This is a genomic window from Tritonibacter litoralis (assembly GCF_009496005.1).
Classification (GTDB): Bacteria; Pseudomonadota; Alphaproteobacteria; order Rhodobacterales; family Rhodobacteraceae; genus Epibacterium; species Epibacterium litoralis.
This window is the reverse complement of sequence record NZ_WIBF01000006.1, coordinates 1-24,708: the sequence shown is the minus strand read 5'-3', so window position 1 is coordinate 24,708 and position 24,708 is coordinate 1. Positions and strand designations below refer to the sequence as shown.

General features: G+C 59.0%; 23 protein-coding genes. 12 read left to right on the top strand and 11 right to left on the bottom strand.

The window, feature by feature from the left end:
- The first annotated feature begins 43 nt into the window (after window positions 1-43).
- Window positions 44-1,234: an MFS transporter gene (locus GFB49_RS11015; RefSeq protein ID WP_246149682.1), complete on the top strand. Its 1,191-nt coding sequence runs from the start codon at window positions 44-46 to the stop codon at window positions 1,232-1,234.
- A gap of 11 nt (window positions 1,235-1,245) precedes the next feature.
- Here GFB49_RS11015 and GFB49_RS11010 read toward each other — a convergent pair whose 3' ends face one another.
- The 3 genes from GFB49_RS11010 to ettA all read right to left on the bottom strand — a co-directional run bounded on the left by GFB49_RS11010 (window position 1,246) and on the right by ettA (window position 5,395).
- Window positions 1,246-2,412, bottom strand: coding sequence for an alpha-hydroxy acid oxidase (locus GFB49_RS11010; protein WP_153215930.1), 1,167 nt, complete (start codon window positions 2,410-2,412; stop codon window positions 1,246-1,248).
- A gap of 148 nt (window positions 2,413-2,560) precedes the next feature.
- Window positions 2,561-2,767: a cold-shock protein gene (locus GFB49_RS11005; protein ID WP_153215929.1), complete on the bottom strand. Its 207-nt coding sequence runs from the start codon at window positions 2,765-2,767 to the stop codon at window positions 2,561-2,563.
- A 960-nt stretch (window positions 2,768-3,727) separates the two neighbouring features.
- Entirely contained in the window at window positions 3,728-5,395 is a 1,668-nt protein-coding gene (gene ettA, locus GFB49_RS11000; protein WP_153215928.1) for an energy-dependent translational throttle protein EttA, read from the bottom strand.
- Between the two features lie 442 nt (window positions 5,396-5,837).
- Here ettA and GFB49_RS10995 point away from each other — a divergent pair, with 442 nt between their 5' ends.
- On the top strand, window positions 5,838-6,305 hold the full coding sequence (locus tag GFB49_RS10995) for a DUF1203 domain-containing protein (RefSeq protein ID WP_153215927.1): 468 nt from the start codon (window positions 5,838-5,840) through the stop codon (window positions 6,303-6,305).
- Window positions 6,306-6,380: 75 nt separating this feature from the next.
- On the opposite strand, the gene GFB49_RS10990 is transcribed toward GFB49_RS10995, so the two are convergent.
- Window positions 6,381-7,256 carry a bifunctional helix-turn-helix transcriptional regulator/GNAT family N-acetyltransferase gene (locus tag GFB49_RS10990; protein ID WP_153215926.1) on the bottom strand — a complete coding sequence of 292 codons (876 nt, stop codon included), beginning with the start codon at window positions 7,254-7,256 and terminating at the stop codon, window positions 6,381-6,383.
- Window positions 7,257-7,364: 108 nt separating this feature from the next.
- Here GFB49_RS10990 and GFB49_RS10985 point away from each other — a divergent pair, with 108 nt between their 5' ends.
- The 3 genes from GFB49_RS10985 (at window position 7,365) to GFB49_RS10975 (ending at window position 11,276) form a co-directional block, all read left to right on the top strand.
- Entirely contained in the window at window positions 7,365-8,009 is a 645-nt protein-coding gene (locus GFB49_RS10985) for a nicotinate-nucleotide adenylyltransferase (RefSeq protein WP_343032546.1), read from the top strand.
- 61 nt (window positions 8,010-8,070) lie between these two features.
- Window positions 8,071-9,573 carry a D-alanyl-D-alanine carboxypeptidase/D-alanyl-D-alanine endopeptidase gene (gene dacB, locus GFB49_RS10980; protein WP_153216103.1) on the top strand — a complete coding sequence of 501 codons (1,503 nt, stop codon included), beginning with the start codon at window positions 8,071-8,073 and terminating at the stop codon, window positions 9,571-9,573.
- A gap of 128 nt (window positions 9,574-9,701) precedes the next feature.
- Window positions 9,702-11,276, top strand: a complete 1,575-nt coding sequence (locus GFB49_RS10975) for a gamma-glutamyltransferase family protein (protein ID WP_153215925.1) — start codon at window positions 9,702-9,704, stop codon at window positions 11,274-11,276.
- On the opposite strand, the gene GFB49_RS10970 is transcribed toward GFB49_RS10975, so the two are convergent.
- Window positions 11,273-12,151 (bottom strand): polysaccharide deacetylase family protein, encoded by an 879-nt coding sequence (locus GFB49_RS10970; RefSeq protein ID WP_153215924.1) that lies wholly within the window; start codon window positions 12,149-12,151, stop codon window positions 11,273-11,275. The genes GFB49_RS10975 and GFB49_RS10970 overlap by 4 nt on opposite strands.
- Before the next feature lie 234 nt (window positions 12,152-12,385).
- Here GFB49_RS10970 and GFB49_RS10965 point away from each other — a divergent pair, with 234 nt between their 5' ends.
- The 4 genes from GFB49_RS10965 (at window position 12,386) to GFB49_RS10950 (ending at window position 16,201) form a co-directional block, all read left to right on the top strand.
- Window positions 12,386-13,465, top strand: a complete 1,080-nt coding sequence (locus tag GFB49_RS10965; RefSeq protein ID WP_153215923.1) for a TRAP transporter substrate-binding protein — start codon at window positions 12,386-12,388, stop codon at window positions 13,463-13,465.
- A gap of 85 nt (window positions 13,466-13,550) precedes the next feature.
- On the top strand, window positions 13,551-14,060 hold the full coding sequence (locus GFB49_RS10960) for a TRAP transporter small permease subunit (RefSeq protein WP_194269318.1): 510 nt from the start codon (window positions 13,551-13,553) through the stop codon (window positions 14,058-14,060).
- 4 nt (window positions 14,061-14,064) lie between these two features.
- Window positions 14,065-15,384 carry a TRAP transporter large permease gene (locus GFB49_RS10955; RefSeq protein ID WP_153215921.1) on the top strand — a complete coding sequence of 440 codons (1,320 nt, stop codon included), beginning with the start codon at window positions 14,065-14,067 and terminating at the stop codon, window positions 15,382-15,384.
- A gap of 1 nt (window position 15,385) precedes the next feature.
- Window positions 15,386-16,201 carry a sulfite exporter TauE/SafE family protein gene (locus GFB49_RS10950; protein ID WP_153215920.1) on the top strand — a complete coding sequence of 272 codons (816 nt, stop codon included), beginning with the start codon at window positions 15,386-15,388 and terminating at the stop codon, window positions 16,199-16,201.
- A 15-nt stretch (window positions 16,202-16,216) separates the two neighbouring features.
- Here the strand turns inward: GFB49_RS10950 and GFB49_RS10945 are convergent, their stop codons facing one another.
- Together GFB49_RS10945 and GFB49_RS10940 are read right to left on the bottom strand one after the other, a co-directional pair.
- Window positions 16,217-16,852, bottom strand: a complete 636-nt coding sequence (locus GFB49_RS10945; protein WP_214644953.1) for a GntR family transcriptional regulator — start codon at window positions 16,850-16,852, stop codon at window positions 16,217-16,219.
- A gap of 28 nt (window positions 16,853-16,880) precedes the next feature.
- Window positions 16,881-17,303, bottom strand: coding sequence for a tellurite resistance TerB family protein (locus GFB49_RS10940; RefSeq protein ID WP_153215918.1), 423 nt, complete (start codon window positions 17,301-17,303; stop codon window positions 16,881-16,883).
- 259 nt (window positions 17,304-17,562) lie between these two features.
- On the opposite strand from GFB49_RS10940, the gene GFB49_RS10935 reads away from it, so the two are divergent.
- Both GFB49_RS10935 and GFB49_RS10930 read left to right on the top strand, forming a co-directional pair.
- Window positions 17,563-19,206, top strand: coding sequence for a lysine--tRNA ligase (locus tag GFB49_RS10935; RefSeq protein ID WP_153215917.1), 1,644 nt, complete (start codon window positions 17,563-17,565; stop codon window positions 19,204-19,206).
- A gap of 384 nt (window positions 19,207-19,590) precedes the next feature.
- The gene (locus GFB49_RS10930) at window positions 19,591-21,876 is read left to right on the top strand and encodes a glycosyl hydrolase family 28-related protein (RefSeq protein WP_153215916.1); all 2,286 of its coding nucleotides are present in this window, start codon (window positions 19,591-19,593) and stop codon (window positions 21,874-21,876) included.
- Between the two features lie 10 nt (window positions 21,877-21,886).
- Here the strand turns inward: GFB49_RS10930 and GFB49_RS10925 are convergent, their stop codons facing one another.
- Window positions 21,887-22,366, bottom strand: coding sequence for a HugZ family pyridoxamine 5'-phosphate oxidase (locus GFB49_RS10925; protein WP_153215915.1), 480 nt, complete (start codon window positions 22,364-22,366; stop codon window positions 21,887-21,889).
- Between the two features lie 133 nt (window positions 22,367-22,499).
- Between GFB49_RS10925 and GFB49_RS10920 the strand changes: the two genes are divergently transcribed.
- The gene (locus GFB49_RS10920; RefSeq protein ID WP_153215914.1) at window positions 22,500-22,820 is read left to right on the top strand and encodes an antibiotic biosynthesis monooxygenase family protein; all 321 of its coding nucleotides are present in this window, start codon (window positions 22,500-22,502) and stop codon (window positions 22,818-22,820) included.
- 17 nt (window positions 22,821-22,837) lie between these two features.
- On the opposite strand, the gene GFB49_RS10915 is transcribed toward GFB49_RS10920, so the two are convergent.
- The 3 genes from GFB49_RS10915 to GFB49_RS10905 all read right to left on the bottom strand — a co-directional run.
- Window positions 22,838-23,488 carry a hypothetical protein gene (locus GFB49_RS10915; RefSeq protein ID WP_153215913.1) on the bottom strand — a complete coding sequence of 217 codons (651 nt, stop codon included), beginning with the start codon at window positions 23,486-23,488 and terminating at the stop codon, window positions 22,838-22,840.
- 103 nt (window positions 23,489-23,591) lie between these two features.
- On the bottom strand, window positions 23,592-23,903 hold the full coding sequence (locus GFB49_RS10910; RefSeq protein WP_153215912.1) for a hypothetical protein: 312 nt from the start codon (window positions 23,901-23,903) through the stop codon (window positions 23,592-23,594).
- A gap of 258 nt (window positions 23,904-24,161) precedes the next feature.
- The coding region (locus GFB49_RS10905; protein ID WP_214644952.1) for a hypothetical protein at window positions 24,162-24,708 on the bottom strand (547 nt) is incomplete at its 5' end.

Here is a 24,708-nt window from a genome sequence, read left to right as displayed (position 1 = left end):
TTTTGCTGGCCCAAGGGGGAGCGCGACTGTTACCGCTTGCGTCATGAGACTTGTGACTGACATTCGCGCCAGCGGCGCACCGGCGCGCGCCTTTTTGGCGATGGGGCTGTTCTGGGGCATCTTTGGGGCCTATGTCCCGGCGATCAAGGCGCAGGTGGATCTGGGCGATGCGGCCTTTGGCGGGGCGCTGTTTCTGGCGGCCTTTGGCGCGGCGCTGTCGATGATCCTGGGCCCTTGGGTGGACCGCCAGCTTGGGCGCTGGGCCATGTCCGTCAGCGCGGGGCTGATGGCGGTCTGCTTTGTTGTGCCGGGGCTCGTGACCGGCTGGTGGCCGTTTGCCATTGCGATGCTGTTTGCCATGGGGTTCACTGGCGTTCTGGACGTGATCATGAACACCCGTGTCAGCCAGATCGAAGCGGAGACAGGGCGGTCCCTGATGAACCTGAACCACGCGATCTATTCCTTTGCCTATGGGCTGGCGGCGATCCTGGCAGGTGTCGCACGTGGGCAGGGGCTTGGCGCGGCGCAATGTTTTCTCATCGCCGCTTTGATGACCTTGGCCTTGTGTCTTGGGATGCGCCACCATCCGGCGCACCAGGCACCTGAGGAAACCGTCACCAAACCACGATTGCCACACATGCTGTTGCTGATGGCGGGGTTGGTGACGTTGTTTGCCTTTATGTCGGAGCAGGCCGTGGACAATTGGTCGGCCCTCCATCTGGAGCGGATGTTCGACGTGCGTGCCCATGAAAGCGCCTTGGGCCCCGCCATCTTGGGGCTGACAATGGGCATCGGACGTCTGTCGGGGCAGGTTGTGCTGCAGGGCTGGCCCGAAGGGCGCGTGTTGCGCATGGCTGGGGCGCTTTCGGCCTTGGGCGTGCTGATTGGGGTCTGGGCGCCGGTCCTTTGGCTGGCTTATCTGGGGTTTGCGCTGTTTGGGCTGGGCGTTTCGGTCACTGGTCCGATGGCGCTGGCCTGGGTGGGCAAGGTTGTGCCACCCCATCTGCGCGCGCAGGCGATTTCCCGCGTGGTGATGGTGGCCTATGCCGGCTTCTTCTTTGGCCCACCGATGCTGGGCGTTTTGTCCGAGGTCTTTGGCCTGCGCATTGCCTTTACCGTGATTGCCGCGTCGCTGGCGTCAATCACGCTGGTTCTGGTGCCCATGTTGCGCCATCTGGCGCGGTCCGGCGGGCAGGGAGACGCAAGCGACGCCCCAGCCCCGGACCCGGTGTAAAAGCGGCGCTGTTACGCCTGCCAGCGGCCGCCAAAGTCTTGGGGGACCAACAGGTTGTGACGGCCCAAATTGGCCACGTTCTTCTCACCACACAGCGCCATTGTGGTGTCCAGCTCTTTGTGGATCACCTCCAGCGCGCGGGTCACGCCCGCCTGGCCCATCGCGCCCAAACCATAAACAAAGGCGCGGCCAATCATCGTGCCCTTGGCCCCCAGTGCCAGCGCCTTCAACACGTCCTGGCCCGAGCGGATGCCGCTGTCCAGATGCACTTCGACCTGGTCGCCCACGGCATCCATGATCGCGGGCAGCATCTGAATCGAAGACATCGCCCCGTCCAGCTGACGACCGCCATGGTTGGAAACCACAATCGCATCGGCCCCCAGTTTGGCGGCCATTTTGGCGTCATCGGCGTCCAGGATCCCCTTCAGGATCACCTTGCCGCCCCACATCTCCATCAGTTTCTCGATCTTGCCCCAATCCAAGGAGGGGTCGAACTGTTCCGCGGTCCAAGCGCTGAGCGAGGAATTGTCCGAGATCCCATCCACATGGCCCACGATATTGCCAAACTCTCGCCGTGTGGCGCTAAGCATTTCGATGCCCCAACGCCATTTGGTCATCAGGTTGGCAATGGTCTTGGGGGTCAGTTTTGGCGGGGCGGACAGGCCGTTTTTCAGATCTTTGTGCCGCTGGCCCAGGATCTGCAGATCCAGCGTGATCACCAGCGCCGAACAGCCCGCGTCCTTGGCCCGTTGGATCAGCCGCGCGGTGTAATCCATGTCTTTCATCGTATAAAGCTGGAACCAGAACGGCGTGTCCGTCGCGGCTGCAACATCCTCGATTGAATTGATGGACATGGTCGACAGGGTAAAGGGCACGCCAAATGCGGCGGCGGCACGGGCCGCTTTGATTTCCCCATCCGCGTGCTGCATGCCGGTCAGCCCGACCGGAGCCAGCGCCACAGGCATCGCCACATCCTGGCCGATCATCTGGCTGGCGGTTGACCGCCCCGCCATATCCACCGCCACCCGCTGACGCAGGCGGATCAGGTCGAAATCGGAGGAGTTGTCGCGAAAGGTCTGCTCGGTCCAGCTGCCGCTTTCGGCATAATCAAAGAACATCCGCGGCACCCGACGTTCATAAATCCGCTTGAGATCCTGGATATTGGTAATGACCGGCATTCTATGCTCTCCTCGGCGACTGGTAAATTTTTCTTACCAATGCCCGAATAAGTATGCAATGCCCAGAAACCCTGAGAGACATGGGGTGCGACAAAGCAAAACAGCCCACCAAAGGCGGGCTGTTTCGGTAACCTAATCGAAAAAGGGCTTATGCCAGTTCGATCTGATCCGCGCTTTCGCGGCCGTCACGGCCGGCACGCAGTTCAAAGGTAACTTTCTGGTTGTCGGCCAGGCCGGTCAAACCGGCGCGTTCAACGGCAGAGATATGTACAAAGATGTCTTTGCCGCCATCATCGGGTGCGATGAAGCCATAGCCTTTGGTGGTGTTGAACCATTTCACGGTGCCTGAGGGCATCGGGTCTCTCCAAGTTTGTTGCTGTCCACGTAGATGCGACAGCCCGGCATTCAAGTCTTGATCGAAAGACTGAACGCCGCCCAAGTGGGGACAACAGCAGGTCGATAAAGAAGCAGTAGCACCTATAGATATGGCAGTCCAAACCCCGTGCGGCAAGAGATTCTGGTGGGGAGAAATGTGGAAAATGCGCCCCTTAGGTAGTTCTTCGTAAAACTTGTCCACAGGGCACATAGGATGTGCAGTAGCGGCGAAGGGGCAGCAGCCCCGGCGAAGTGTTCTTTATGTGTTCGCTTAGTGGTGCTCCGAGTAACAGGACCGCTGCCGCGCGCTTTTGTAGCTGATCACTCCTCGGAGACATTAGAGGATATCACAAAGTTGCTCCTCCAGTACTTGTTTTTTCTGCCGTAAAGGCACAGTGCCCCCAAGAATATTGGCGGTTTTCACGCAATAGATGACGGGAAGGGCGGCCTAAGGCCGCCCAACTTCAAAGGAATAATCCGATGATAGTCAGCAAGAGTGAAACGGTTCCGATTACGTCACCATAAGTCACTCGCCCTTCCAATCTAAATGAAAACCGCATTAGCTAAAGCCTCTAGCGATGCTCATCCGGATGAGCGTTAAAGTTCGCTCAGTGGATTATACTGCCCTTTATAGCAGTTCGGTCGAAACCTATGGCCACTTGGTCCGACCCCACGGCGGTTGTCTCGAAAACGTCCCGTTTTCGAGGCCGCCTTAGCTCACCCCGCTAGGGGATCACACAGCGCCGCTAAGCGCTAGTCAAATGGAGAGTCTCGACAGACGACGGTGGGTCGTAACTTGCGGCTCCTTGTTGAGAGCGGCTCAGTTTTAGACCGACGGACACTATCAAAAAGCTCTATGTGAATGAGAACATATTAGCAACTAAGTTGCGGCACGCAACCCCTTTGGTAGGATGCCGATCAAATGATCGGCATCCACCTTTTAACGCGCGAACTTCTTGTGCTTCAGGCGCTTGGGCTCCAGCGCATCGGGGCCGAGGCGGCGCTTTTTGTCTTCCTCGTAATCCTCAAAGTTGCCCTCGAACCACTCCACATGCGCATCGCCTTCAAACGCCAGGATGTGGGTACAGATCCGGTCGAGGAAGAAACGGTCGTGCGAGATGACCACGGCGCAGCCCGCGAAATCCACCAGCGCGTCTTCCAAGGCCCGCAGGGTCTCCACGTCCAAATCGTTGGTCGGTTCGTCAAGCAGCAGAACGTTGCCGCCTTCTTTCAACAAACGCGCCATATGGACGCGGTTGCGTTCACCCCCTGACAGAAGGTTGAGCGGTTTTTGCTGGTCGCCGCCTTTGAAATTGAATGAGGAACAATAGGCGCGCGAGTTCACCTGTGCGTCGCCCAGTTCAATAATCTCGGCCCCGCCGGAAATCGCTTCCCAGACGGTTTCATTGTCGTTCAGATCATCACGGGACTGATCCACATAGGACAGTTTGACGGTGTCACCATATTCCACGGTGCCCTCGTCAGGTTGCTCCTGACCGGTCAGCATCTTGAACAGGGTCGACTTACCGGCGCCGTTGGGGCCGATCACACCGACGATGCCACCCGGCGGCAGAGAGAACTCCAGCCCCTCAACCAGCACCGTGTCGCCAAAGCCCTTTTTCAGACCGGACACTTCGATCACTTTGGACCCCAGGCGCGGACCGTTTGGAATGACGATCTGGGCGCGGCCGACCTTCTCACGTTCGGACTGCGAGGCCATCTCATTATAGGCAGCAATACGCGCTTTGGATTTCGCCTGACGGGCCTTTTGACCCTGACGCATCCATTCCAATTCGCGTTCCAGCGTCTTTTGCTTGGATTTGTCTTCGCGCGCTTCCTGCTCCAGACGTTTGGCCTTCTGCTCCAGCCAGCTGGAGTAGTTCCCTTCGTAAGGAATGCCGCGCCCACGATCCAGTTCCAGAATCCAGCTGGTAATGTCGTCCAGGAAATAGCGGTCGTGGGTCACACAGAGGATGGTGCCCTTGTAATCAATCAGGTGTTGTTGCAGCCAGGCAATGGTCTCGGCGTCCAGGTGGTTGGTCGGTTCGTCGAGCAGCAGCATGTCCGGCGCTTCCAGAAGCAGCTTGCACAAGGCCACTCGGCGTTTTTCACCACCTGACAGATCCTTGATCGGAGCATCATCCGGCGGGCAGCGCAACGCCTCCATCGAGACGTCAATCTGGCTGTCCAGATCCCACAGATTGTCCGCGTCGATCTCATCCTGCAGCTTGGTCATCTCCTCCATCAGCTCGTCGGTGTAGTTCTCGGCCATCTCAACCGCGATCTGGTTGAACCGATCCACTTTGGCTTTTTTCTCGGCCACACCCAGCATGACGTTTTCACGCACTGTGAGGCTTTCATCGAGCTGCGGCTCCTGCGGCAGATAGCCAACCTTGGCCCCTTCCGCCGCCCAGGCCTCGCCGGTGAAATCCTTATCGAGACCGGCCATGATCTTCATCAGCGTCGATTTACCGGCACCGTTGACGCCGACCACACCGATTTTCACACCGGGCAGGAAGGACAGGTGGATGTTTTCAAAGCATTTCTTGCCACCGGGGTAGGTCTTAGAGACCCCCTGCATGTGGTAGACATATTGATAGGCCGCCATGGCAAAGCTCCGTCAAAGAGGGGAATGAGTTTGCCGGATGTGATAGCGGATGGCAGGGGCGGGGGCAATGCGGGATGCAGTAAGAGGACAGTGGACGCAGCCTGTATACTTACGTTTCGCATACTCGTCTTTGGATCCAACGCAAATTGGTCTTTGGGACGTGAGGCGTCAGCCGCACGGCCCGCGCCTGACCTTCCCCCCGGGAAGGCGCATTCGCACCTCCCCAAGGTCAGGCCCGGGCCTTATGTGGTACACCGGGTGGGCCACTGGGGGCCGGGTCTAAACCGAGGGACAGCGAGTTCTATAATTGAAACACCTCGAGATAGTTCTCGGTAAGATACCCGAGAAAGTTGCGCTCAACCTTTCCGCAAGATCCGGGCTGCTCAGATCATTCACCCCCAATAAACCCACAAGCAGACCTCATTAAATTGGAGAGACGCTTATGACCTATCACATCACCGGCCTGGACCCCGCGCAGTTTGCGCCGCTCTTTGGCCTCTCGGACGCGGAGCTTGCCGAAAGACATATCCAGCGCCACCACGTGAGCGCGCCAAACGCCTGCCCGGATCGCATCACCATGGTGGATCTGGAACCGGGTGAAACCGCACTTTTGCTGAACTACGAACACCTGCCGGTCGACAGCCCCTATCGGTCGCGCCACGCGATCTATGTCAAAGAAGGCGCAACAACCCCCTACAGCCAGACGGATGAGGTGCCCGCAGTGATGAAGCGCCGCACCCTGGCACTGCGGGGTATAAACGACGCAGGAAACATCGTCGACGCCGATCTGGCCACCGGCGATGCCATCGAACCACTGATCCTGCGGCTGTTTGAAAACCCCGACATCGCCTATATCCACGCCCATTTTGCCCAACGCGGCTGTTTTGCGGCGCGGATAGACCGGGTGTAAGCCCTTGCTTTCATCTTTTCAAAAGTACTTAGACCCAAGGGTCGCGCCAAAAACCGACGCCAGCGGCCCTTGACGTTAAAGCCGCTTTTCAAAGAACAGATCCGGGTAGGGATCGTCGTTAAACCGATCGATCTCTGCCCAACCCAATTTGCGATAAAGTGCGGCTGCCTCGGGCAGGGCTGAATTGGTGTCCAGACGCAACAGGTCAATGCCAAGGTCCCGCGCCGCTGCCGCGCAAGAGTCCATCAACCGTTGCGCCAGACCCAATCCGCGCGCGGATGGCGCAACCCACAGGCGCTTGATCTCGGCATAACCTTTGTCGGTGCCTTTCAACCCCACACAGCCCTGCGCAAGCCCATCCGACAGGGCGACAAAAAACGCGCCGCGGGGGGGCAGCATATCCGCAGCCTCTGGATCCGCAGACAGAGACACATCAAAGCCGCGCTCCAACCGTTGGGCCAGCTCCGCATAATAAGCTTCAAGGCAGGCAATTGCATCCGGCGCACGGGGATCTGTGGTCACAATCTCCATCCGCTCTGCCGCCAAGGCCGAGGCCACCAGATCCATCGCCGCCAACAGGGCATCGGGGCGCGGGTGGCGGTCCAGCACTTTCTGTGCCTGCGCATCTGACAGCGCATTATAGGCGGCGGCCTCTGCCTGGCCGGTCTCTGTCAACAGCGCGCGGCGTTTGCGGGCGTCGTTGGGATTGTCTTCAAACTGCACCAACCCCTCGTGCTCCAGCGCCTTAAGCGTCCGGCTCAGAACGGTTTTGTCCAGATCCAGATGGCGGCGGATGGTGCCAAGATCGCTGCCAAAGTGGTCAATGGCATGCAGCACACGGGCATGGCCCAGGGGGCGTCCGCGCCCCAGAAAGGATTGGTTCAACGCGCCCACTTCGGTTGTGACCGCGCGGTTGAAACGGCGAATGCGGGATATCGGGTCTAAAGTCATTTGGTTGACATAGGCAAATAGTTTGCACGAGTCAACATACTGAAGGTTGCGCAGAAAATATGCCTCTTCCGATTGAACTTGCGCAATTTTCTGTGCATCAGTGCTTGCGTGCTGCATCGATTGCCTCATATCCGACCTGGCCAGACCGTGGGCCTGCTCGGTGGGTCTTTTGACCCGCCGCACCGGGGTCATGTGGCGATCAGCCATGCGGCGCTGCGCCGGTTTGGGCTGGACCATCTGTTTTGGCTGGTCTCGCCGGGCAATCCGCTCAAAGCCCATGCGCCCGCGCCGCTGGCGCGCCGCATCGCGGTGTCGCGCGAGATGCAGAGCCATCCACGGATCCATGTCAGCGACATCGAAGCGCATCTGAACACGCGCTATACGGCCGAGACCCTGCGCCTGCTGCGCCATGCCCATCCGGGTGTGCATTTTGTCTGGTTGATGGGGGCGGATAATCTCAAACATTTTCACCTCTGGCGCGACTGGCGTGAGATCCTGGACACTGTGTCCGTCGGTGTTCTGGCCCGGCCGGGAGACCAGATTTCCGCCCGGCTGTCGCCTGCGGCACGGATGTTCCGGCACAAACGTCTAACAGGACGGCAAAGCCAGGCTTTGGCCCGTCGGGGGGGATCGGCCTGGTGTTTTGTGAATGTCCCGATGGTGGATCTGTCGTCTTCTGAAATCCGGGCGCGCGGCGGCTGGGCAACAGAGCGGGGCCAAGCCGCGCAAATCCAGGAAAATACAAAAGAGTGACTTGTCAAATCCGGTCTGATCGTTTGTCGTTTGGCAAGGGTTTGACAACATAATGAGCGCGATGACCAACCGTCGTTCCTTCCTTCGAAACAGCCTAGCTGCTGGGCTGTGGGCTGCTGTATCCGCCAATGTGGCACAGGCCAATGCGCCGCTTGTGTCGCTGCGTCCATTGGCGCGCGCAGGCGGTCCCTTGGGGGCCGATGCAAATGGCGGGCTTTTGGGGCTTTTGCAGCGCGCGGGCCTGCCGGGGCGTGCCGTTTGTGCCGTGGCAGATGTTAAGACCGGCAAACGGCTGGAGGAGGCGGGCGGGACCACCGCTTTGCCACCGGCCAGCGTGGCCAAAGCCTTGACGGCGCTTTATGCGCTGGACACCTTGGGCGCGGGGCATCGGTTTTCCACAGAGCTGGTGGCCACAGGCCCCGTATCTGGTGGGGTTCTACAGGGGGATCTGGTCTTGTCAGGCGGCGGTGACAGCATGTTGTCGACCGATGATCTGGCCCAGCTGGCCCGCAGCCTCAAAACCGCGGGCATCCGCGAGGTGCGCGGTGATTTTCGGGTCTGGTCCGGCGCTTTGGCCGAAGTGGACACAATTGATCCCGGCCAGCCTGATCACGTGGGATATAGCCCTGCGATTTCCGGAATTGCGTTGAATTTCAACCGGGTGCATTTCGAATGGAAGCGTGGCAGCGGCGGCTGGAATGTCGCTATGGATGCGCGCACCGCCAAATACAAACCCGGCGTCACCATGGCGCGGATGAAGATCGCGCAGCGCAAAACGCCGATCTATACCTATGCGGACAAGGGCGGCGTGGATCAGTGGACCGTCGCCAGCGCAGCCCTTGGCAAAGGGGGGGCGCGCTGGTTGCCGGTGCGCAGGCCTGCGGCCTATGCGGGGGATGTGTTTCGCACCCTTGCGCGGTCCCATGGCGTGATCCTTGGTGCGCCGAAACGGGCCAAGCTTGCGCCCCGTGGACAGGTGGTTGCCGTACATCAAAGCCCCGAGCTGGCCGTGATGTTGAAGGGCATGCTGAAATATTCAAACAATCTGATGGCCGAGATGATCGGGCTGTCGGCCAGCCGCGCCCGTGGTGTCGCGGCCAAAACCTTGGCGCAGTCCGCCTCCGAGATGAACCGTTGGGCCGCCGACAGATTTGGCATGACACAGACCAAATTGGTGGATCATTCGGGGCTTGGCTCCAAATCTCGGATGACGCCAAATGATCTGGTGGGCGCATTGGTTGTGGCGCATCGGGATGGGCAGTTGAAACCCTTGCTCAAACCCTTTGCGCTGCGCGATAGCCAGGGGCGGATTGTCAAAGGGCACCCGATCAAAGTTGCGGCCAAAACCGGCACGTTGAATTTTGTTTCGGGCCTTGGTGGCTTTGTCACCGCGCAGGATGGGCGCGAGCTGGCCTTTGCGATCTTTACGGCAGATGAAGATGCGCGTGCCGGGATTTCCCGCGCCAATCGCGAACGCCCCCAAGGCGCGCGCAGCTGGAACAAACGCGCCAAACAGTTGCAGCAACAGCTGATCGAACGCTGGGACGCGGTGTACGGCCGCTGACAGCGATTGCACATTCAAGTTGGAAAACGGTTGCAATGCCTTGCCCTTTTGGAGGGCGGGGGCACTTGACTTTGTGCCTAAGACGGGGACAGATGCCGTAGAATTGTATACAAAGATCGAGAGCTGACATGATCGAGACCGCATTGGGCCGGCGCTACGCGATGACTGCGCCCCACCGTATCGCAACCAAAGCTGGCGCTGACGTGATGGAGGCCGGCGGCTCTGCGATTGAAGCGATGGTGGCAGCGGCCGCTATGATTTCTGCGGTTTACCCCCATATGAACGGGATCGGCGGTGATGCGTTCTGGCTGATCAAACGTCCCGGACAAGCGCCGGTGTCGATTATGGGCTGCGGTGGGGCGGCGGGGCTGGCGACGCCCGAATGGTATACAAACGTTGACGCGATCCCCAGCCGTGGACCCAAGGCGGCGTTGACGGTGCCAGGGGCGGTTGGCAGCTGGCAGGCGGCGCTGGACCAGCTGCCGGGCGGGCATATCCCGTTGGTGGATCTGTTGGCCCCGGCTGTGGCGGCAGCGCGCGACGGGGTGGCCACCAGCCGTCATCAGGCCGGGCTTGCGGCTGCGAAGCTGGACCAATTGCAGGATGTTCCGGGCTTTGCAGAGGTGTTCCTGGATCAGGGGCAGGCCCCGACACCGGGGGCTGTGCTGCGCCAGACCGCTTTGGCCGCAACGCTGGAAACCATTGGCCGCGACGGTGTTGACAGCTTTTATACAGGCGACATCGCCCAGGCGATGGCGGCCTTTCTGGAGCAAGTCGGCAGCCCTCTGCGCGCCGGGGATCTGGCCGCCTATGCGCCCAAGGTTGCAGAGCCTCTGAGCCTCAAAACCAAATGGGGCACGCTTTATAACACTCAGGCCCCGACCCAAGGGATGGCGTCTTTGGCGATCCTTGGAATTTTTGAACGCCTTGGCATCACCACGGGCGAAGGGTTTGACCACATCCATGGTGCCGTGGAATCCATCAAACGTGCCTATCGGGTGCGCAATGCGGAATTGGGCGACCCCGCGCATATGCGGATCGCAGCGCAAGAGCTGTTGCAGCCCGAACGGCTGGATGCGCTGGCGGCTGAGATTGACCCCAAACACGCAATGGACTGGCCCGAAGTGGCGCAGCACGGCGATACCATCTGGATGGGTGCAGCGGATGCCGATGGCACGGTGGTCAGCTTTATCCAGTCGATTTTCTGGGAGTTCGGATCCGGTCTGACATGCCCGACAACCGGTGTTCTGTTCCAGAACCGGGGCGCGGATTTCACCCTGACGCCGGGGGTAAATCAATTGGCACCGGGCAAGGTCCCGTTCCACACGCTGAACCCCGCGCTGGCAGAGCTGTCGGACGGGCGCGTCATGGCCTATGGCACCCAGGGCGGCGAGGGGCAGCCACAGACACAGGCGGCGATCTTTACCCGCTATGCGGCCTTTGACACGCCCCTGCAGCAGGCCATCACCGCGCCGCGCTGGCTGTTGGGGAAATCCTGGGGCGAGGATTCAACCACATTGAAGGTCGAAGCGGACTTTGGCCCAGAGCTGATCGAGGCGCTGCGGGCAGCGGGGCACGAGTTGGAAGTCATGCCGCCCCATCACGGAGTTATGGGGCAGGCCGGTGCCGTGGTGCGCCACAACGATGGTCTGGTTGAGGCGGCAACAGATCCCCGATCTGATGGTGCAGGCTACGCCCGTTAAAGGCCGAGCCCGCGGAAATGGTCGTTGATGGCACCGGCGGTGGTCCACCAGACCGCATCGCCACCGGTGTCCAGCATATGGCGCAGCGCGCGTTCCAGATGTTTCAGCCGGTGTGGGTGCCCCATCAGATAGCCATGTAGCGCGATCCCCATCACCAGAGGGCGGCTCTGGCTTTCCTCAAGCATCACGTCAAAGGCGTCGATGATCATATCGCCAAACTCTGCGCCTTCGCGTTTGCGTCCGACAATTTGCGGAATGTCGTTCAGTTCCTGCGGATAGGGCACCGAGAGGATCCGCCCTTGGCGGGTCTCCATCCAGGTCGGCTGGTCGTCATGGCACCAGTCCAGCAAGTATTCATACCCGGCCTCCTGCAACAGATCGGGCGTCACCAGAGATTGTGAGATCCAAGGGCCCAGCCACCCTTTGGGCGCGCGCCCATGCTGCTTTGTCAGAACCTCGGTTGCCTCGGTGATCAGGGCGCGTTCCTGCGCCTCATCCAGGGTGCCCTGTCGCTCGGCGTTGCTGCGTCCATGACCTGCAATTTCATCCCCGCGTGCGGCAAAGGCCTGCGCCAACCCTGAGGCCATTGTGTACAATTCACTGTTGATCAACGCGGTTGTTGGCAGGTTTAACCGGTCAAACAGCTCCAACATGCGGGGCGCGCCAACCCGGTTTCCATAATCGCGCCAGGCGTAGTTCAGCACGTCTGGCTGCGGCCCTCCCGGTGCAAGCTCAGCGCCCAGACCTTCGGAAAAAGAGAAACATTCTAGATTCATACCAAGATAAACCGCCAGCCGCGTGCCATTGGGCCAGTCAAATTGCGGACGGGTTGTGATGTCAGAGTAGCTGTAGCGGTTGTGGTGATTCAGTTTCATATCTTTATCCCCTAGGGCGCGTGAGACATTTTGTACACAATTCTGTCCGTAGTGCGTTCGAAAACTAGGCCTTGTCCGGACAAATGGGTTAATAAATAGGCATTTGAAGCGGGAAAAATGAATTCTTGCCCCTTTGTGAGTTTTATTATTGTGTACAAATTGATGATTGACCCATGGATGTGGCGAAGAAAAACGAGAAAACGCGCTATATCGTATACAACTGGGAGAATACTCATGGATCGTCGCTCCTTTCTGACCTCCGCTGGTGCCGTTGGTGCCGCCTCATTGGCCGCGCCGGCCGTTGCCGCCGGTGCGCCGGTAAAATGGAAGCTCACCTCTGCCTTTCCGGCAGGCCAGCCGTTCTATTCCAATGGTCCCGGCTCGCTGACCGATTTTGCAGATCGGGTCAAAGCCATGTCCGATGGCAAGATGGAAATCCAAGTTTACCATGCAGGTGAGCTGGTTCCGGCCTTTGAAGGCTTTGACGCAGCCCGTCAGGGTATCGTCGAGATGAACAGCTGGATTTCATACTTTGGCGCGGGCAAGGTCCCGGCCGCACAGTTCTTTGGCGCGGCGCCGTTTGGCATGTCGACCCAAGGGAAAAACGCCTGGTTCTATATTGGCGACGGCATCAAGCTGTGGAACGAAGTTTACGAACCGCTGGGTCTGGTGGGCATGCCGATCGGCACAACGGGCGTTCAGATGACCGGTTGGTTCAACAAGGAAATCAACCAGCTGAGCGATATGGAAGGCCTGCGCATGCGTATTCCGGGCCTTGCGGGCAAAGGCTACTCTCGCATCGGTGTGGACGTAAAAGTCCTGCCAGGTGGTGAGATCTTCCCGGCGCTGGAGCGCGGTGTGATTGACGCGGCAGAATGGGTTGGCCCCGCACAGGACAAGATCCTGGGCCTGAACAAGGCGGCCAAGTATTACTATACCACCGGCTGGCACGAGCCGACCACCGTTACCGAATTGGCGATCAACAAGGCCAAATGGGACGGTCTGGCACCGGATCTGCAGGCGGTTGTCACCAATGCCGCTGTGGCCTGTAACCTGATCTCTCACAGCTGGGGTGAGGCGAACAACGCTGCTGCCCTGAAAGAGTTTGCAGCCAATGGCACCGAAATCCGCACCCTGCCCACAGAGGTGGTCGAGGCGCTGCGTGTCGAGATGAAAGCCGTCTATGAGGAGCTGGGCGCCAGCGATCCTTTGTTCAAGAAGGTCATGGACAACTACTTTGCCTTCAAAGCAGAGCATGATTTCTGGGCCGCCGCCTCCGAAGAAGTCTGGCACGAGCAGCTGCGCAACGGCTGATCCAGCCCCGCGCACAAGGTCCAAGGTCAGGGGGTGTTCGACTCCCTGGCCCTTTTTCACGTTCAAGACAAGACACGAGACCCTCATGAGTTACGCGCTTCGCCTCGCGGATGGCATCGACTGGCTGACCCGGCTGATTGGCCGGATCGCCTCGGCCCTGTTGCTGGGAATGATCTCCCTGGTGTTTTTTAATGTGGCCGGCCGATATGTGTTCGGTGCCAGCCCGATCTGGATGCAAGAGCTGGAATGGCATTTTCTGGTGCCCATTGCCCTGTTGGGCATCACCGTTTTGATGATGGATGGCGGCCATGTGCGGGTGGATATGCTGTATGACCGTTTTCCCCGCAGGGTCCAGCACGCCATCGACTGTGTGACCATGATCCTGGGCGTCTGCGTGTCGCTGCTGTTTATCAAATACGCCAGCGGCTATGTCGCCAATTCCTTTTCCATCCTCGAAGGGTCCCCCGATCCCGGAGGTCTGCCGGGGCGCTGGCTGGTCAAAGGGTTTATTCCCGTGGGTTTTGGTTTTTTGGCGCTGCAATGTCTGGCCAATGCCATCCGCCACGGCGATGCCTTTTTGAACGGGGAGGCATAAGGCGATGGAAAGCATTCTCGCAATTGGTTTGATCCTCGGCTTTATGGGCTTTTTGCTTCTGGGCATGCAGGTGGGCATCGGCATTGCTGTTGCTGGCTTTATCTTTGGCTGGATGGGATTTGGAGATTTCCTCTTTAACCTGGCGCCTGCGCGGATCTATGGCGTTGTTACAAAATACGAATTTATGGCCATCCCGCTGTTTATCTTTATGGGGGTGATGCTGGAAAAATCCCGCGCCGCCGAAGATATGTTAGAGGTCGTCGGGCGGTTTTCTGGCCGTCTGAACGGCGGCATGGCCATTGCGCTCATCGTGGTTGGGGTGTTGATGGGCGCATCCACCGGCATTGTCGGAGCAACCGTGGTGACGCTCACGCTTTTGACAATGCCGGTCCTTCTTCGACGCGGCTATGACGGCGGGATCGCCGCTGGGGCAATCTGTGCATCCGGCACGCTGGGACAGATCATTCCACCGTCGCTGGTGTTGATCCTGCTGGCGGACATTATGGGTGAAAGCGTGGGCACGCTGTTTGCGGCGGCGATGATGCCGGGTCTGATGCTGGCTGGGTTTTACATCGTCTTTATCGTGATCCTGGGCAAAATCCGTCCGGATATGGTGCCGGCCCTGCCCGAACAGGAACGCGGCGAAATCACCGGCTGGCCCTTGGCGCTGCAGGCGATAAAGGCGCTGGCACCGCCGCTGATCCTGGTGGGTGGTGTGCTGGGGTCGATCATTGGAGGTTTCGCGGCCCCGACCGAGGCCGCCAGTGTGGGCGCGGTGTTTTCCATCCTGATTGCCGCGATCTATGGCCGCCTGACGCTGCCGATGATCTGGGAAGCCTCGCAAAGCACGCTGCGCATCTCTGCGATGATCTTTTTCATTCTTGTGGCCTCGCAGGTGTTCTCTATCGCCTTCCGGGGTCTGCATGGCGAAGATCTGGTCAAGGATATGCTGGCGGTCCTGCCCGGTGGCGAAACCGGCGCGCTGATTTTCCTGATGCTGCTGCTGTTTATCCTCGGCTTTTTCCTGGAGTGGATCGAGATCAGCTATATCGCGCTACCGCTGTTGTTGCCTTTCTTCCAGGCGCAGGGCACCGATATGATCTGGCTGGCTACGTTGATTGCGCTGAACCTGCAGACGTCCTTCCTGACGCCGCCGTTTGGCTGGGCCCTGTTCTTCCTCAAAGGGGCGGCCCCGCCGGGTGTGTCGACCTCGATGATCTATCGCGGAGTGCTGCCCTTTATCGGTATTCAGGCGGTGGCGCTGGTTCTGCTGTTCTGCGTGCCCAGCATCGCGACCTGGCTGCCCCAGGCGATCGGGTGGTAAGATGGGGCATGATCTGATGACCTTTGTCCCGCTGGTGCTGGGACTGGCCGGTGCCTCGGTTTTTGCAGGGCTTTTGGCCGGGTTTCTGGGGGTGGGCGGCGGCATTGTGCTGGTGCCCGCCATGTTCTGGATGTTTAACCTGATCAACTTTCCCGAGGCGTTGTCGATGCATATGGCGGTGGCAACCTCGCTGACGACGATTGTCTTCACCGCGATCTCCTCGGCCCGCTCCCACTATAAACGCGGCGGTGTCGATACAGCGCTTTTGCGGGCCTGGGGCGCGCCCATCGCGCTGGGGGCGCTGGCAGGCGGTTTGGTGGCGCGGTTTATCGACCCGGCGGGCCTGCAGGCGGTGTTTGGCATCGTGGGGCTGCTGGTTGCGGCGAACTTCCTGATGCCGCGCAGTCTGGTTCTGGCGGATACGCTGCCCCAATCGCGGGTGGCCAATTACGGCATGTCCGGCACGATTGGCTTTGTCTCCTCCTTGATGGGGATTGGCGGCGGCACGCTTGGGGTTCCAACCCTTTCGGCCTTTTCGGTTCCAATCAAACGTGCGGTTGGCACTGCGGCGGCCTTTGGCCTGATCATTGCAGTGCCTGCGGCCATTGGGTTTATGATCTCGGGCGCGACGGTGCCGGGACGTCCGCCTTTGTCGCTGGGCTATGTCAGCCTGCCCGCTGTTGTGCTGATCATCCCGTTTACCACGGCGCTGGCCCCCATAGGCGCGCGTCTGGCTCATAAGGTCGAGCCGCAATGGGTCAAACGCGGCTTTGCGCTGTTTCTGGGGATCACCGCGATCCGTATGTTGCTGGGCTAAGCAAAAGACGTCGATTTACTGGCGGGTCTGCACCACAGTTTCCGCAGCGCCCGCCAGATGTTGCCGCAAGGCGGTTTCGACACCACCCTTGTTGCGCGCCCGCAAAAGCGCCACGATCATCCCATGCTCGCGATTGGACTGCAGCATCCGGTCCAGCTTCATCAGCTGTGACTTGCGAAAGGGCGCCAGCTTCAACCGCATATCCATCGCCATCTGCGCCAGATCATCATTGCCCGACCCGAGAAAGATCTGGTTGTGGAACTCGATGTTCATCGCCTCATATTCCCGCGCAGCCTTATATGACGCCATCTCGGACATCCTGAGATGCGCGGTTTCCAGGGCATCCAACGCCTCGGGCCCCATTCTAAGTGCGGCAAGGCCGCCACAGGTCGCCTCGATCTCGGCCATGGCTTCAAACATCGACCGGATCCGCGCCTCGTCAAAGGCACGCACAACCACACCCTTGAACGGCACCCGCTCTGCCAGAGACCGCGAAACAACGTTCTGCAATACCTCGCGGATCGGCGTGCGCGAGACGCCGAAGCGTTCCGCCAGCGCAGCCTCGTTCAGACGCGCACCCGGCTCGATCTGGCCCGAGACGATCTCGGCCTCGAGCACATCCAAAATCATGGTGCTGTGGACGTCTTTCACACTGCGGGCTCTCTTGGTTTGGGCGTCGTTAGGTGATGTGACGCGCCCGCGCGCCCCGTTCAATCGCCGCCGCATGCAGCCGGTCGATATTCAGCTCATACCGGATCTCTTCCAGCAGGCGCAGCTCTGGCTCTGCAAGGCTGCCATCGGCCGCCGCCACATCGCAGGCCAGCGCATAGGCCGTTTCAAACAGCCGCTCTGGCAGGTTGTCGCGGATCAATCCAAACAGCGCATCCAGCCCGTCTTCCTGTTCAAACAGGTCATAAACCGTCTGGCTGACCGCATTGGTGCGATCCGCGTCATAGCTGGCAAAAACAGGCAACATATTGACCGCATTCTGGATTTTCACCAGCTCTGCGGTGCGGATGTTCTCATCCGATGCGGAAACCGCAACCATGAGCGCAACCAGGCAATCCTGCGGGGTCAACAGATGCGGGTCTTGTTCAGACATGGGCACGGTCCTTTTCCATAACGCACAGTGTTCAAGGATAAGCGGCCCACCGGTCGCCGACAAGGTGTGATGCCCGAGGAATGGACGAAAACCGCCTTGTTTTCTTTACGAAACCTATCTGAATTCCCTGTGAAAGCGCGGGGCCATGTTGACTCGCTCCCCCCACGCACAATAGAGGAGTGCGTCGGTGCGCCTGTGGACTATGATTGGACCGCACCTGTTATCCCTGAAACACACAGACACCCTTTGGAGAACACCCATGTCTGAACTGCGCGAAGAAGCTCTGAAGAGCAAAGCCTGGCCGTTTGAAGAAGCACGCCGCATCGTCAAACGTTACGCCAAGGGCGCGCCAGAGAAGGGTTATGTGCTGTTTGAAACCGGCTATGGCCCCTCGGGTCTGCCGCATATCGGCACCTTTGGTGAGGTGGCGCGCACTACAATGATCAAACGCGCGTTCGAGGAAATCTCGGACATTCCGACCAAGCTGATCTGCTTCTCGGACGATCTGGATGGCTTGCGCAAAGTGCCATCGAACGTGCCGAACCCCGAAGCGCTGGAAGAACATCTGCAGCGCCCGCTGACCTCGGTGCCGGATCCCTTTGGCACCCATGACAGCTTTGGTGCGCACAACAACGCCATGCTGCGCCGCTTTTTGGACACCTTTGGCTTTGAGTATGAATTTTATTCGGCCAAGGAGTTTTATCAATCCGGCCAGTTCGACGAGATCCTGAAAAAGGCCGTCGACAATTATGATGCGATCATGAAGATCATGCTGAAGTCCCTGCGCGAAGAGCGTGCGGCGACCTATTCGATCTTCCTGCCGATCCACCCGGAAACCGGCCGTGTTCTGTACGTGCCGATGAAAAAAGTCTGCGCCGAGACCTATACCGTTACCTTTGACGATGAGGACGGCAAGGAATGGACCCTGCCGGTGACCGGTGGCAATGTGAAATTGCAGTGGAAGCCGGATTTTGGCGCGCGTTGGGCCGCGCTGGGTGTCGATTTTGAGATGTACGGCAAGGAACACGCCACGAACGAGAAGATCTATGACGCGATCTGCCGTGCGCTGGGCGGCCGTCAGCCAGAGCATTTCTCCTATGAGTTGTTCCTGGATGAGAACGGGCAGAAGATTTCGAAGTCTTCGGGCAACGGCGTCAGCATCGACGAATGGCTGACCTATGCCTCGACCGAGAGCCTGTCCTATTTCATGTATCAAAAGCCCAAAACCGCCAAGCGGATGCATTTTGATGTGATCCCCAAGGCGGTTGACGAGTATCACCAGCAGCTGCGCGCCTATGCGACGCAGGATGCCAAGGGCAAGCTGAACAACCCTGTGTGGCACATCCATGGCGGCGACGTGCCGGAATCGGATATGGTGGTGCCATTCTCCATGCTGCTCAATCTGGCGTCGGCGTCCAGCGCTGAGGACAAGGAAACCATGTGGGGCTTCATCAACAAATACGCCCCCGATGCAACAGCTGAAACCCACCCCGGCATGGACAAGGCGGCAGGCTTTGCGGTGGCCTATTTCAACGACAAGGTCCGCCCGACCAAGACCTTCCGCGCGCCCACCGACCAAGAGCGTGCTGCGTTGCAGGATCTGGCCGATGCGCTGCGCACTCCCGAGGCGGCGCTGACGGCGATTGCCAAGAAAAACGAGATCGTCGGCAATGAGGATCCGCTGCCGGAGGCTGATTTTGCTTCTGAAGAATTCCTGCAGTCCGTGGTCTTTGCCATCGGGAAAATCCACGGCTTTGAACCGCTGCGCAACTGGTTCACGGCGATCTATGAGGTGCTGCTGGGGGCAAGCCAAGGTCCGCGTTTTGGCGGGTTTATCGCGCTTTATGGTGTTGAGGATACCATTAAACTGATCGAGAGGGGTCTGGCGGGCGAGCTGGGCTGATCCAAGTTTGAGACCAGATTTAAAAGGGCATCCAATGGGTGCCCTTTTTGTTTTTGGAAGAAAGAAAAGGGGGTTCAGGGACTCTCCAAAGCGAAGCTTGTGCCCCCGCCCATCCCCAGCTGCCCGGCATGACAGCGCCGCCCTTTACGGCAAGTAAAATGACGGTTTCCACGCCCCAAGGGGCGCGGAGCCTCCGCAATTTTTCTGGCCCCAAAGACCTATGCCGCTGTCCTTTGGGGCGCAGGCGATGGGCGGCTCCACAAGCGAAGCATCGGTAGCGGTGTTGCGCCCCCAGCGCGCGCATCGGATCGGGGTTTTTAAGACGCAGGCCGTAGAACCGGAGGCCACTTGTGATCCGATCCTCAGCTGGAAAAGGAAGCCCCCATGAACAAGGCCATCACCGAAAACCTGAACCTGATGCCCCCCGCCTTTGCCGAAGGTCTGGATCAATGGTCCAGTGGCAATGGGACCGCGGGGTCTGATACCTATGATGGGGCGGCCAATGCGACGCTTGTGGCGGCGGATGCGGATTTTGGTGATTGTCTGGAGCTGCAGAAAGTAAACAACACCCAGCGCCTGCGGTATATGGGGCAGACGCCGGTTTCGCCCGGCTGTTATCTGCAGGTGCGGGCGCGCATCAAAGTGTTGAGCGGCGCCTTGCCTGCGGTGCGGATTGCGGCCTGGGCCAGTTCGGGCGGGACCACGCATCTGGACGGGGTGGTTGAGGTTGGGCCTTCTGTACCACTGACCCAATATGGGCAGGTCTTTGACGTCAGCGCCATTATCGGCTCTGGCCAGCGCGGCGGCGTGGATATGGCCTGGGGGCGTGATGCGCAATATGGCCATGTGGGGCTGGATCTGACCGGAGCCAATGGGGCCGTTGTGCGCATTGAGGATCTGGTGGTGGAAGATGTCACCGGGATCTATCTGCGGGACATGCTGAGCCTGGTAGATGTGGTGGATTTTGGCGCGGTGGGCGACAATTCCACCGACAATACCGCCGCATTTGAGGCCGCGGATCAAGCCGCCGATGGGCGGCGTATTCTGGTGCCTGAGGGGCAGTTTTACCTGGGCGATACCCTGTCGTTGAACCATGAGGTGGTGTTTGAAGGCAGGCTGAGGATGCCAGAAAACCGGATCCTGTTGCTGACCAAGACCTTTGATTTCCCAAGCTATGCGGCAGCCTTTGGCGATGAGGAAGAAGGGTTCAAAAAGGCGTTTCAGGCGTTGCTGAACAATGTGGATCACGATTCACTGGATCTGGGCGGGCGTATGATCACCGTGAACGCGCCAATTGATATGCAGGCGGCGGTGTCCAATCACAGCTCTTATTCCACCCGTCGGATGATCCGCAACGGGCAGTTTACGGCGGCGGACAGCAGCAACTGGGACACGGAAACGGTGACCGCGCAGGCGACCTATGACCCCGATGACAAACGCAAGCTGACCAATGTGTCCAATGCCGCCAATATCAAGGTTGGATCGGTGGTCGAAGGCAATGGGGTCGGGCGCGAGATCTATGTGGCAGCGGTGAATGTGGGCGCAGGAGAGGTGACCCTGAACCAAGGGTTGTTTGATGCGGCCGGCACCCAGACTTTCACCTTCCGTCATTTCAAATGCATGCTGGATTTTTCGGGTTTTGACCGGCTGTCGAAATTCAACATGGCTGAGATCGAACTGCAGTGTAACTCTCGCTGCAGCGCTATCCGGCTGGCGCAGACCGGCGCCACGTTTTCCATGGAAAACTGCTTTATCTCTCGTCCCAAAGACCGTGGAATCACCTCCTTTAACACGGGCTGCCAGGGAATGTTGTTGGATCACTGTCAGTTCCTCTCTGCCGAAGAAGGGCTTGAGGTGCCAGATCGCGTCTCGATTGCGTTTAACGTCAACGCCAATGACCCCAAGGTGCGCAATTGCCGGGCCACGCGGTTCCGCCATTTCTGCGTCCTGGCGGGGGTGAACAATACGATCATCGGCAATCACTTCTTTCAGGGTGATGACACAACCGAAGGGGTGCGCACCGCGGGCATTGTGCTGACGTCGACTTATTGCTCGACCACAATTTCGGACAATTACGTAGACAATTGTTTTATCGAATGGACCAATGAGCAGGATGAGGATCCGGATTTCGACGGCGGGTTTTCGTTTTCCGCGCTGTCAATCAGCGACAATGTGTTCCTGTCCAGCCATGTGGTGCCCTGGTTCACGCCGATCGTGGTCAAACCTTATGGGTCGGGCCATTTCCTGAATGGTGTCACGGTGTCCGGGAATAAATTTCGAACCTCCAGCGGGCGGATCGAACGGGCCGAGCGGGTCGATACAAGCTTTTCCGATCTGGATATGAACCGTGCCAATGATGTGTTCTTTGACGGCAATACGTTTCACAATGTGGATGTTCAGGTGGCCAACCCGCTGCGGCTGCGCCACAGTCAGGGCTCGGCTTCGGGCACCTGGACTGTGGATGCGGAGGGGCAGCTGCCCTTTGAGGGAGAGGCGCGGGGCGTGGACAGTATCGTGCCGTTGGGGCCGATTGAGACCGCAGGTGGCGCGGATCGATTTGTCTTTCCCTTTGTGAACCTTCGCCAGGGCAATCAGCGTGATCGGGTGACACTCCATTGGTCCGAAAGCCTGCGTGGCACGGTGATGGTTCAGCTCCGCATGGATACGTGATCTCGCGTTTCTAAAGGCCAAGGTCTTGTGGCGTTAGCTGATAGGCCTTGCCAAAGCCGCCATTCAGGGCGGCCTCTGTGATGCGAAACCGTACAAAGGTGAAATCAGAAAACCCAAGGTAGAGTTTGGCTTTGGGGTTGATCTGCAGATAATGGGCGGCGCGGGCGGCGTGATCTGCGCTGTCGCGGGGCAGAAACTCTGCCTGCGCCATCAGGCTGAGGCGGGGATGAGTCAGCGGGTCGCCGCGCTCTTCCGGCTCGCCCAGCAGCAGGGAACAGGCAGGGCGGGCCTTTAACGCTTGGGTGTGGGCGGACAGATCGGAAATGAGGCTGATCGGTTGGCCGTCCAGATCGGGGGCAAAGGCAATGCGTGTGACCATGGGCTGGCCGTCCCGGATCAAGACCCCAAGCGCCGCGTGGCGGCATGTCTGCAGAAAGCTCTGCGCTTGCGTGCGTGCCGCGTCATCGGTTTCGCGGATGGGGTTGACCATAATGTGCCTCCGTTTCCGCGCATCTTGCATGGGGGGACCACGCCCGCCAAGGCGACAATTTTGCATCCGTCGATCAAAAAATCCTCGGCATCCGGCGTAAACGTCCTAAGCTGGTCAGGAGAGGGAGGATTTTATGCCAACGATCAAGACATCCAACGATATCCAGACCGTGATCACCACATTTGAAGTGACGCCGGGCACCTGCCAGGACCTGCTGGAGGCGCTGCAGGTCGCGCTGGAGGAGTTCATCTCAAAACAGCCGGGTTTTGTGTCGGCTGGCCTGCACGTCAATGATGCGCAGACCCGGATTGCCAATTATTCCCAATGGCAACGCCGTGAGGATTTTATGGCCATGTTGCGCACGCCCGAGATGCGAGAGCGCTCCCGCGCGTTCAACACGATGTGCCGCAGTTTTGAACCGGTGATGTATGAGGTCACCGCCACGTTTGATTAAGCGGTGACCCGGTTGCCTTAGGCTGGCGTTCGCAGGGCGAGCGCCAGACCAGCGATGCGCAGCCCGGCGGCCAGCGGCGCGGCCATGGGGTCAGGCAGCAACAAGAGGGCTGAGCGCAAGAGAACCTTGTTTGATTCCAGCGCGTCCGCGATCCGTGTGTAATGCAGAGACTTCCGCTCAGGCGAACGCAGCAGGATTTTCTGCGCGTCATCCAGCGCCTTTGCGGTCTCGCGTTTGATCTCGGGCAGGGCTTCTGGCTTTACCGCGCGATAGGTGTGCAGCAGCTTGCGGCGTTTGGGCGTTTCAGGATCCAGGTTCTTGCTCACCACGGCATCGATGCGGGTTTCCACCAGTTTCAACGCTTTGGTCGCCTCATCATAATCGCTGTTGCGTTTGGAGATCCGGGCTACATCGCGGTAAACCAACCGGTAGCAGTCCCATTTATAGATCTTCTGTTCCCGTTCACAGCGATCGGATCCGGCCCTCAGCGCGCGAACCAGTTCATTGGTGGTGCGCCGGTTGACCGTGCCGCCTGCGCCGCTGTCATCGTCGTCATAACCGCCACCGCTTTCACCACCAAAGGCCGACAGGGGCAGGGTGCAGACCAACAGCGCCGCCAGCATGCGTGTGATAACAGAGAAACCGCGACTGATGTTCCCAAATCTCATTGCAAAACCACTCCTCGTTACATGGGGTGACCCTATCACGGGTCCCGCAGGATGGGGATGGGTTTAACGCAAAATGGGTAAGAGAGGCTGAACGCCTGTGGCCTTACTCCACCAGCCCGATGGGGGCGGCCATAAAGGTGCGCAAATAGGCGCAGTTCGAACACATCAGCATCGCCGCCGGATAGGACGCGCGACCGGGTTTGGAGCTGCCCGCCACATAAGAGCCGTTCTGGATCAGATAATCGCCAATCGCCCATGAATTCTGACCGCAGACGGGGCAGTCATGGCTGGTGCATTTAGAGGCCACCCAATCGCCGATCTTCTGCTTGTCCTCCGCCGTCAGTTTACGCGCTTCGGGCTGCGTTGGCTGCGGGCGGGGCGCATGGGGATTATACGGGCGCTGCATCTGCTGCATCTGAAATTCCTGAAACTCCGGCCGCACACGTCAAGTGGCCGTAAAAACTCATCTCGCTATTTGAGCCCATAAACTGGCAGCAAAAGGTTTCTGAAACCTTGTCGGGCAGGGCGAGGAAGCCGCCGTCACGTGAAAATATCTGCACTTATCGTGGGGTGAGTAGGGAATTGATTTTATGCGATTTTTGGAATTTTTTTGTCGACCCTATGGCGCCTTGCCGACGGGAGAGTGAGGCAGCGCTGTGGCAGGGTCGGCAGCTCAGAGTCGTTTATGGCATTTTGAAGCGTTTGAAATACGTGAATTCGGGATCGGTACAAAACGATCTTGCCGGTAGCTCCAATTGAAATAGGTGCTGTCTTTACGAATGTATGTGTGGAAGGAGAATCTGTTGTGTTTAGAGCTCCAAAAATAAGCAGCAAACGGGGTGTGCACAGCACAGTCTGGTGCGATTTCGACTATGGCCGCGGCGACTTTTTTGTCAGTAAGCTGGGCCTGCAGAGATGATGCCAATACCAGAAGAATTGGGGGCAGTAAGAGGGTCGCCCAAACGCCTTGGACCGGTTGCAGCTTGCACGCTCCGACCCATATCAGAAGGAGGCCGACCAGAAAGACTGCGCAGAAGATCCTAAATTGGCCCTCCCAAAAGAGCGTCACTGTTTCATAAAGAGCGAGCAGAAAGGCAATCGGCACACCTGCCAGCACTAAAAGATTTTTCAATGCAATGTCGCCTAGGTCATGTTGACAAATGGCGGACCCAGAGCCGGATTGAAGTGACGTCAACAAAGCCAAGATAACTTTCAGCCGT

What these genes read in the sequence shown, in the direction of transcription:
- GFB49_RS10975 (WP_153215925.1), top strand. Translation starts at nt 9,702, where the DNA reads ATGATCGAGACCGCATTGGGCCGGCGCTACGCGATGACTGCGCCCCAC.
- GFB49_RS10935 (WP_153215917.1), top strand. Translation starts at nt 17,563, where the DNA reads ATGTCTGAACTGCGCGAAGAAGCTCTGAAGAGCAAAGCCTGGCCGTTT.
- GFB49_RS10990 (WP_153215926.1), bottom strand. Translation starts at nt 7,256, where the DNA reads ATGACTTTAGACCCGATATCCCGCATTCGCCGTTTCAACCGCGCGGTC.
- GFB49_RS10955 (WP_153215921.1), top strand. Translation starts at nt 14,065, where the DNA reads ATGGAAAGCATTCTCGCAATTGGTTTGATCCTCGGCTTTATGGGCTTT.
- GFB49_RS10940 (WP_153215918.1), bottom strand. Translation starts at nt 17,303, where the DNA reads ATGTCTGAACAAGACCCGCATCTGTTGACCCCGCAGGATTGCCTGGTT.
- GFB49_RS10920 (WP_153215914.1), top strand. Translation starts at nt 22,500, where the DNA reads ATGCCAACGATCAAGACATCCAACGATATCCAGACCGTGATCACCACA.
- GFB49_RS10965 (WP_153215923.1), top strand. Translation starts at nt 12,386, where the DNA reads ATGGATCGTCGCTCCTTTCTGACCTCCGCTGGTGCCGTTGGTGCCGCC.
- GFB49_RS11005 (WP_153215929.1), bottom strand. Translation starts at nt 2,767, where the DNA reads ATGCCCTCAGGCACCGTGAAATGGTTCAACACCACCAAAGGCTATGGC.
- GFB49_RS10960 (WP_194269318.1), top strand. Translation starts at nt 13,551, where the DNA reads ATGAGTTACGCGCTTCGCCTCGCGGATGGCATCGACTGGCTGACCCGG.
- GFB49_RS11010 (WP_153215930.1), bottom strand. Translation starts at nt 2,412, where the DNA reads ATGCCGGTCATTACCAATATCCAGGATCTCAAGCGGATTTATGAACGT.
- GFB49_RS10915 (WP_153215913.1), bottom strand. Translation starts at nt 23,488, where the DNA reads ATGAGATTTGGGAACATCAGTCGCGGTTTCTCTGTTATCACACGCATG.
- GFB49_RS10950 (WP_153215920.1), top strand. Translation starts at nt 15,386, where the DNA reads ATGGGGCATGATCTGATGACCTTTGTCCCGCTGGTGCTGGGACTGGCC.
- GFB49_RS10910 (WP_153215912.1), bottom strand. Translation starts at nt 23,903, where the DNA reads ATGCAGCAGATGCAGCGCCCGTATAATCCCCATGCGCCCCGCCCGCAG.
- GFB49_RS10995 (WP_153215927.1), top strand. Translation starts at nt 5,838, where the DNA reads ATGACCTATCACATCACCGGCCTGGACCCCGCGCAGTTTGCGCCGCTC.
- GFB49_RS11015 (WP_246149682.1), top strand. Translation starts at nt 44, where the DNA reads ATGAGACTTGTGACTGACATTCGCGCCAGCGGCGCACCGGCGCGCGCC.
- GFB49_RS10970 (WP_153215924.1), bottom strand. Translation starts at nt 12,151, where the DNA reads ATGAAACTGAATCACCACAACCGCTACAGCTACTCTGACATCACAACC.
- ettA (WP_153215928.1), bottom strand. Translation starts at nt 5,395, where the DNA reads ATGGCGGCCTATCAATATGTCTACCACATGCAGGGGGTCTCTAAGACC.
- GFB49_RS10930 (WP_153215916.1), top strand. Translation starts at nt 19,591, where the DNA reads ATGAACAAGGCCATCACCGAAAACCTGAACCTGATGCCCCCCGCCTTT.
- GFB49_RS10925 (WP_153215915.1), bottom strand. Translation starts at nt 22,366, where the DNA reads ATGGTCAACCCCATCCGCGAAACCGATGACGCGGCACGCACGCAAGCG.
- dacB (WP_153216103.1), top strand. Translation starts at nt 8,071, where the DNA reads ATGACCAACCGTCGTTCCTTCCTTCGAAACAGCCTAGCTGCTGGGCTG.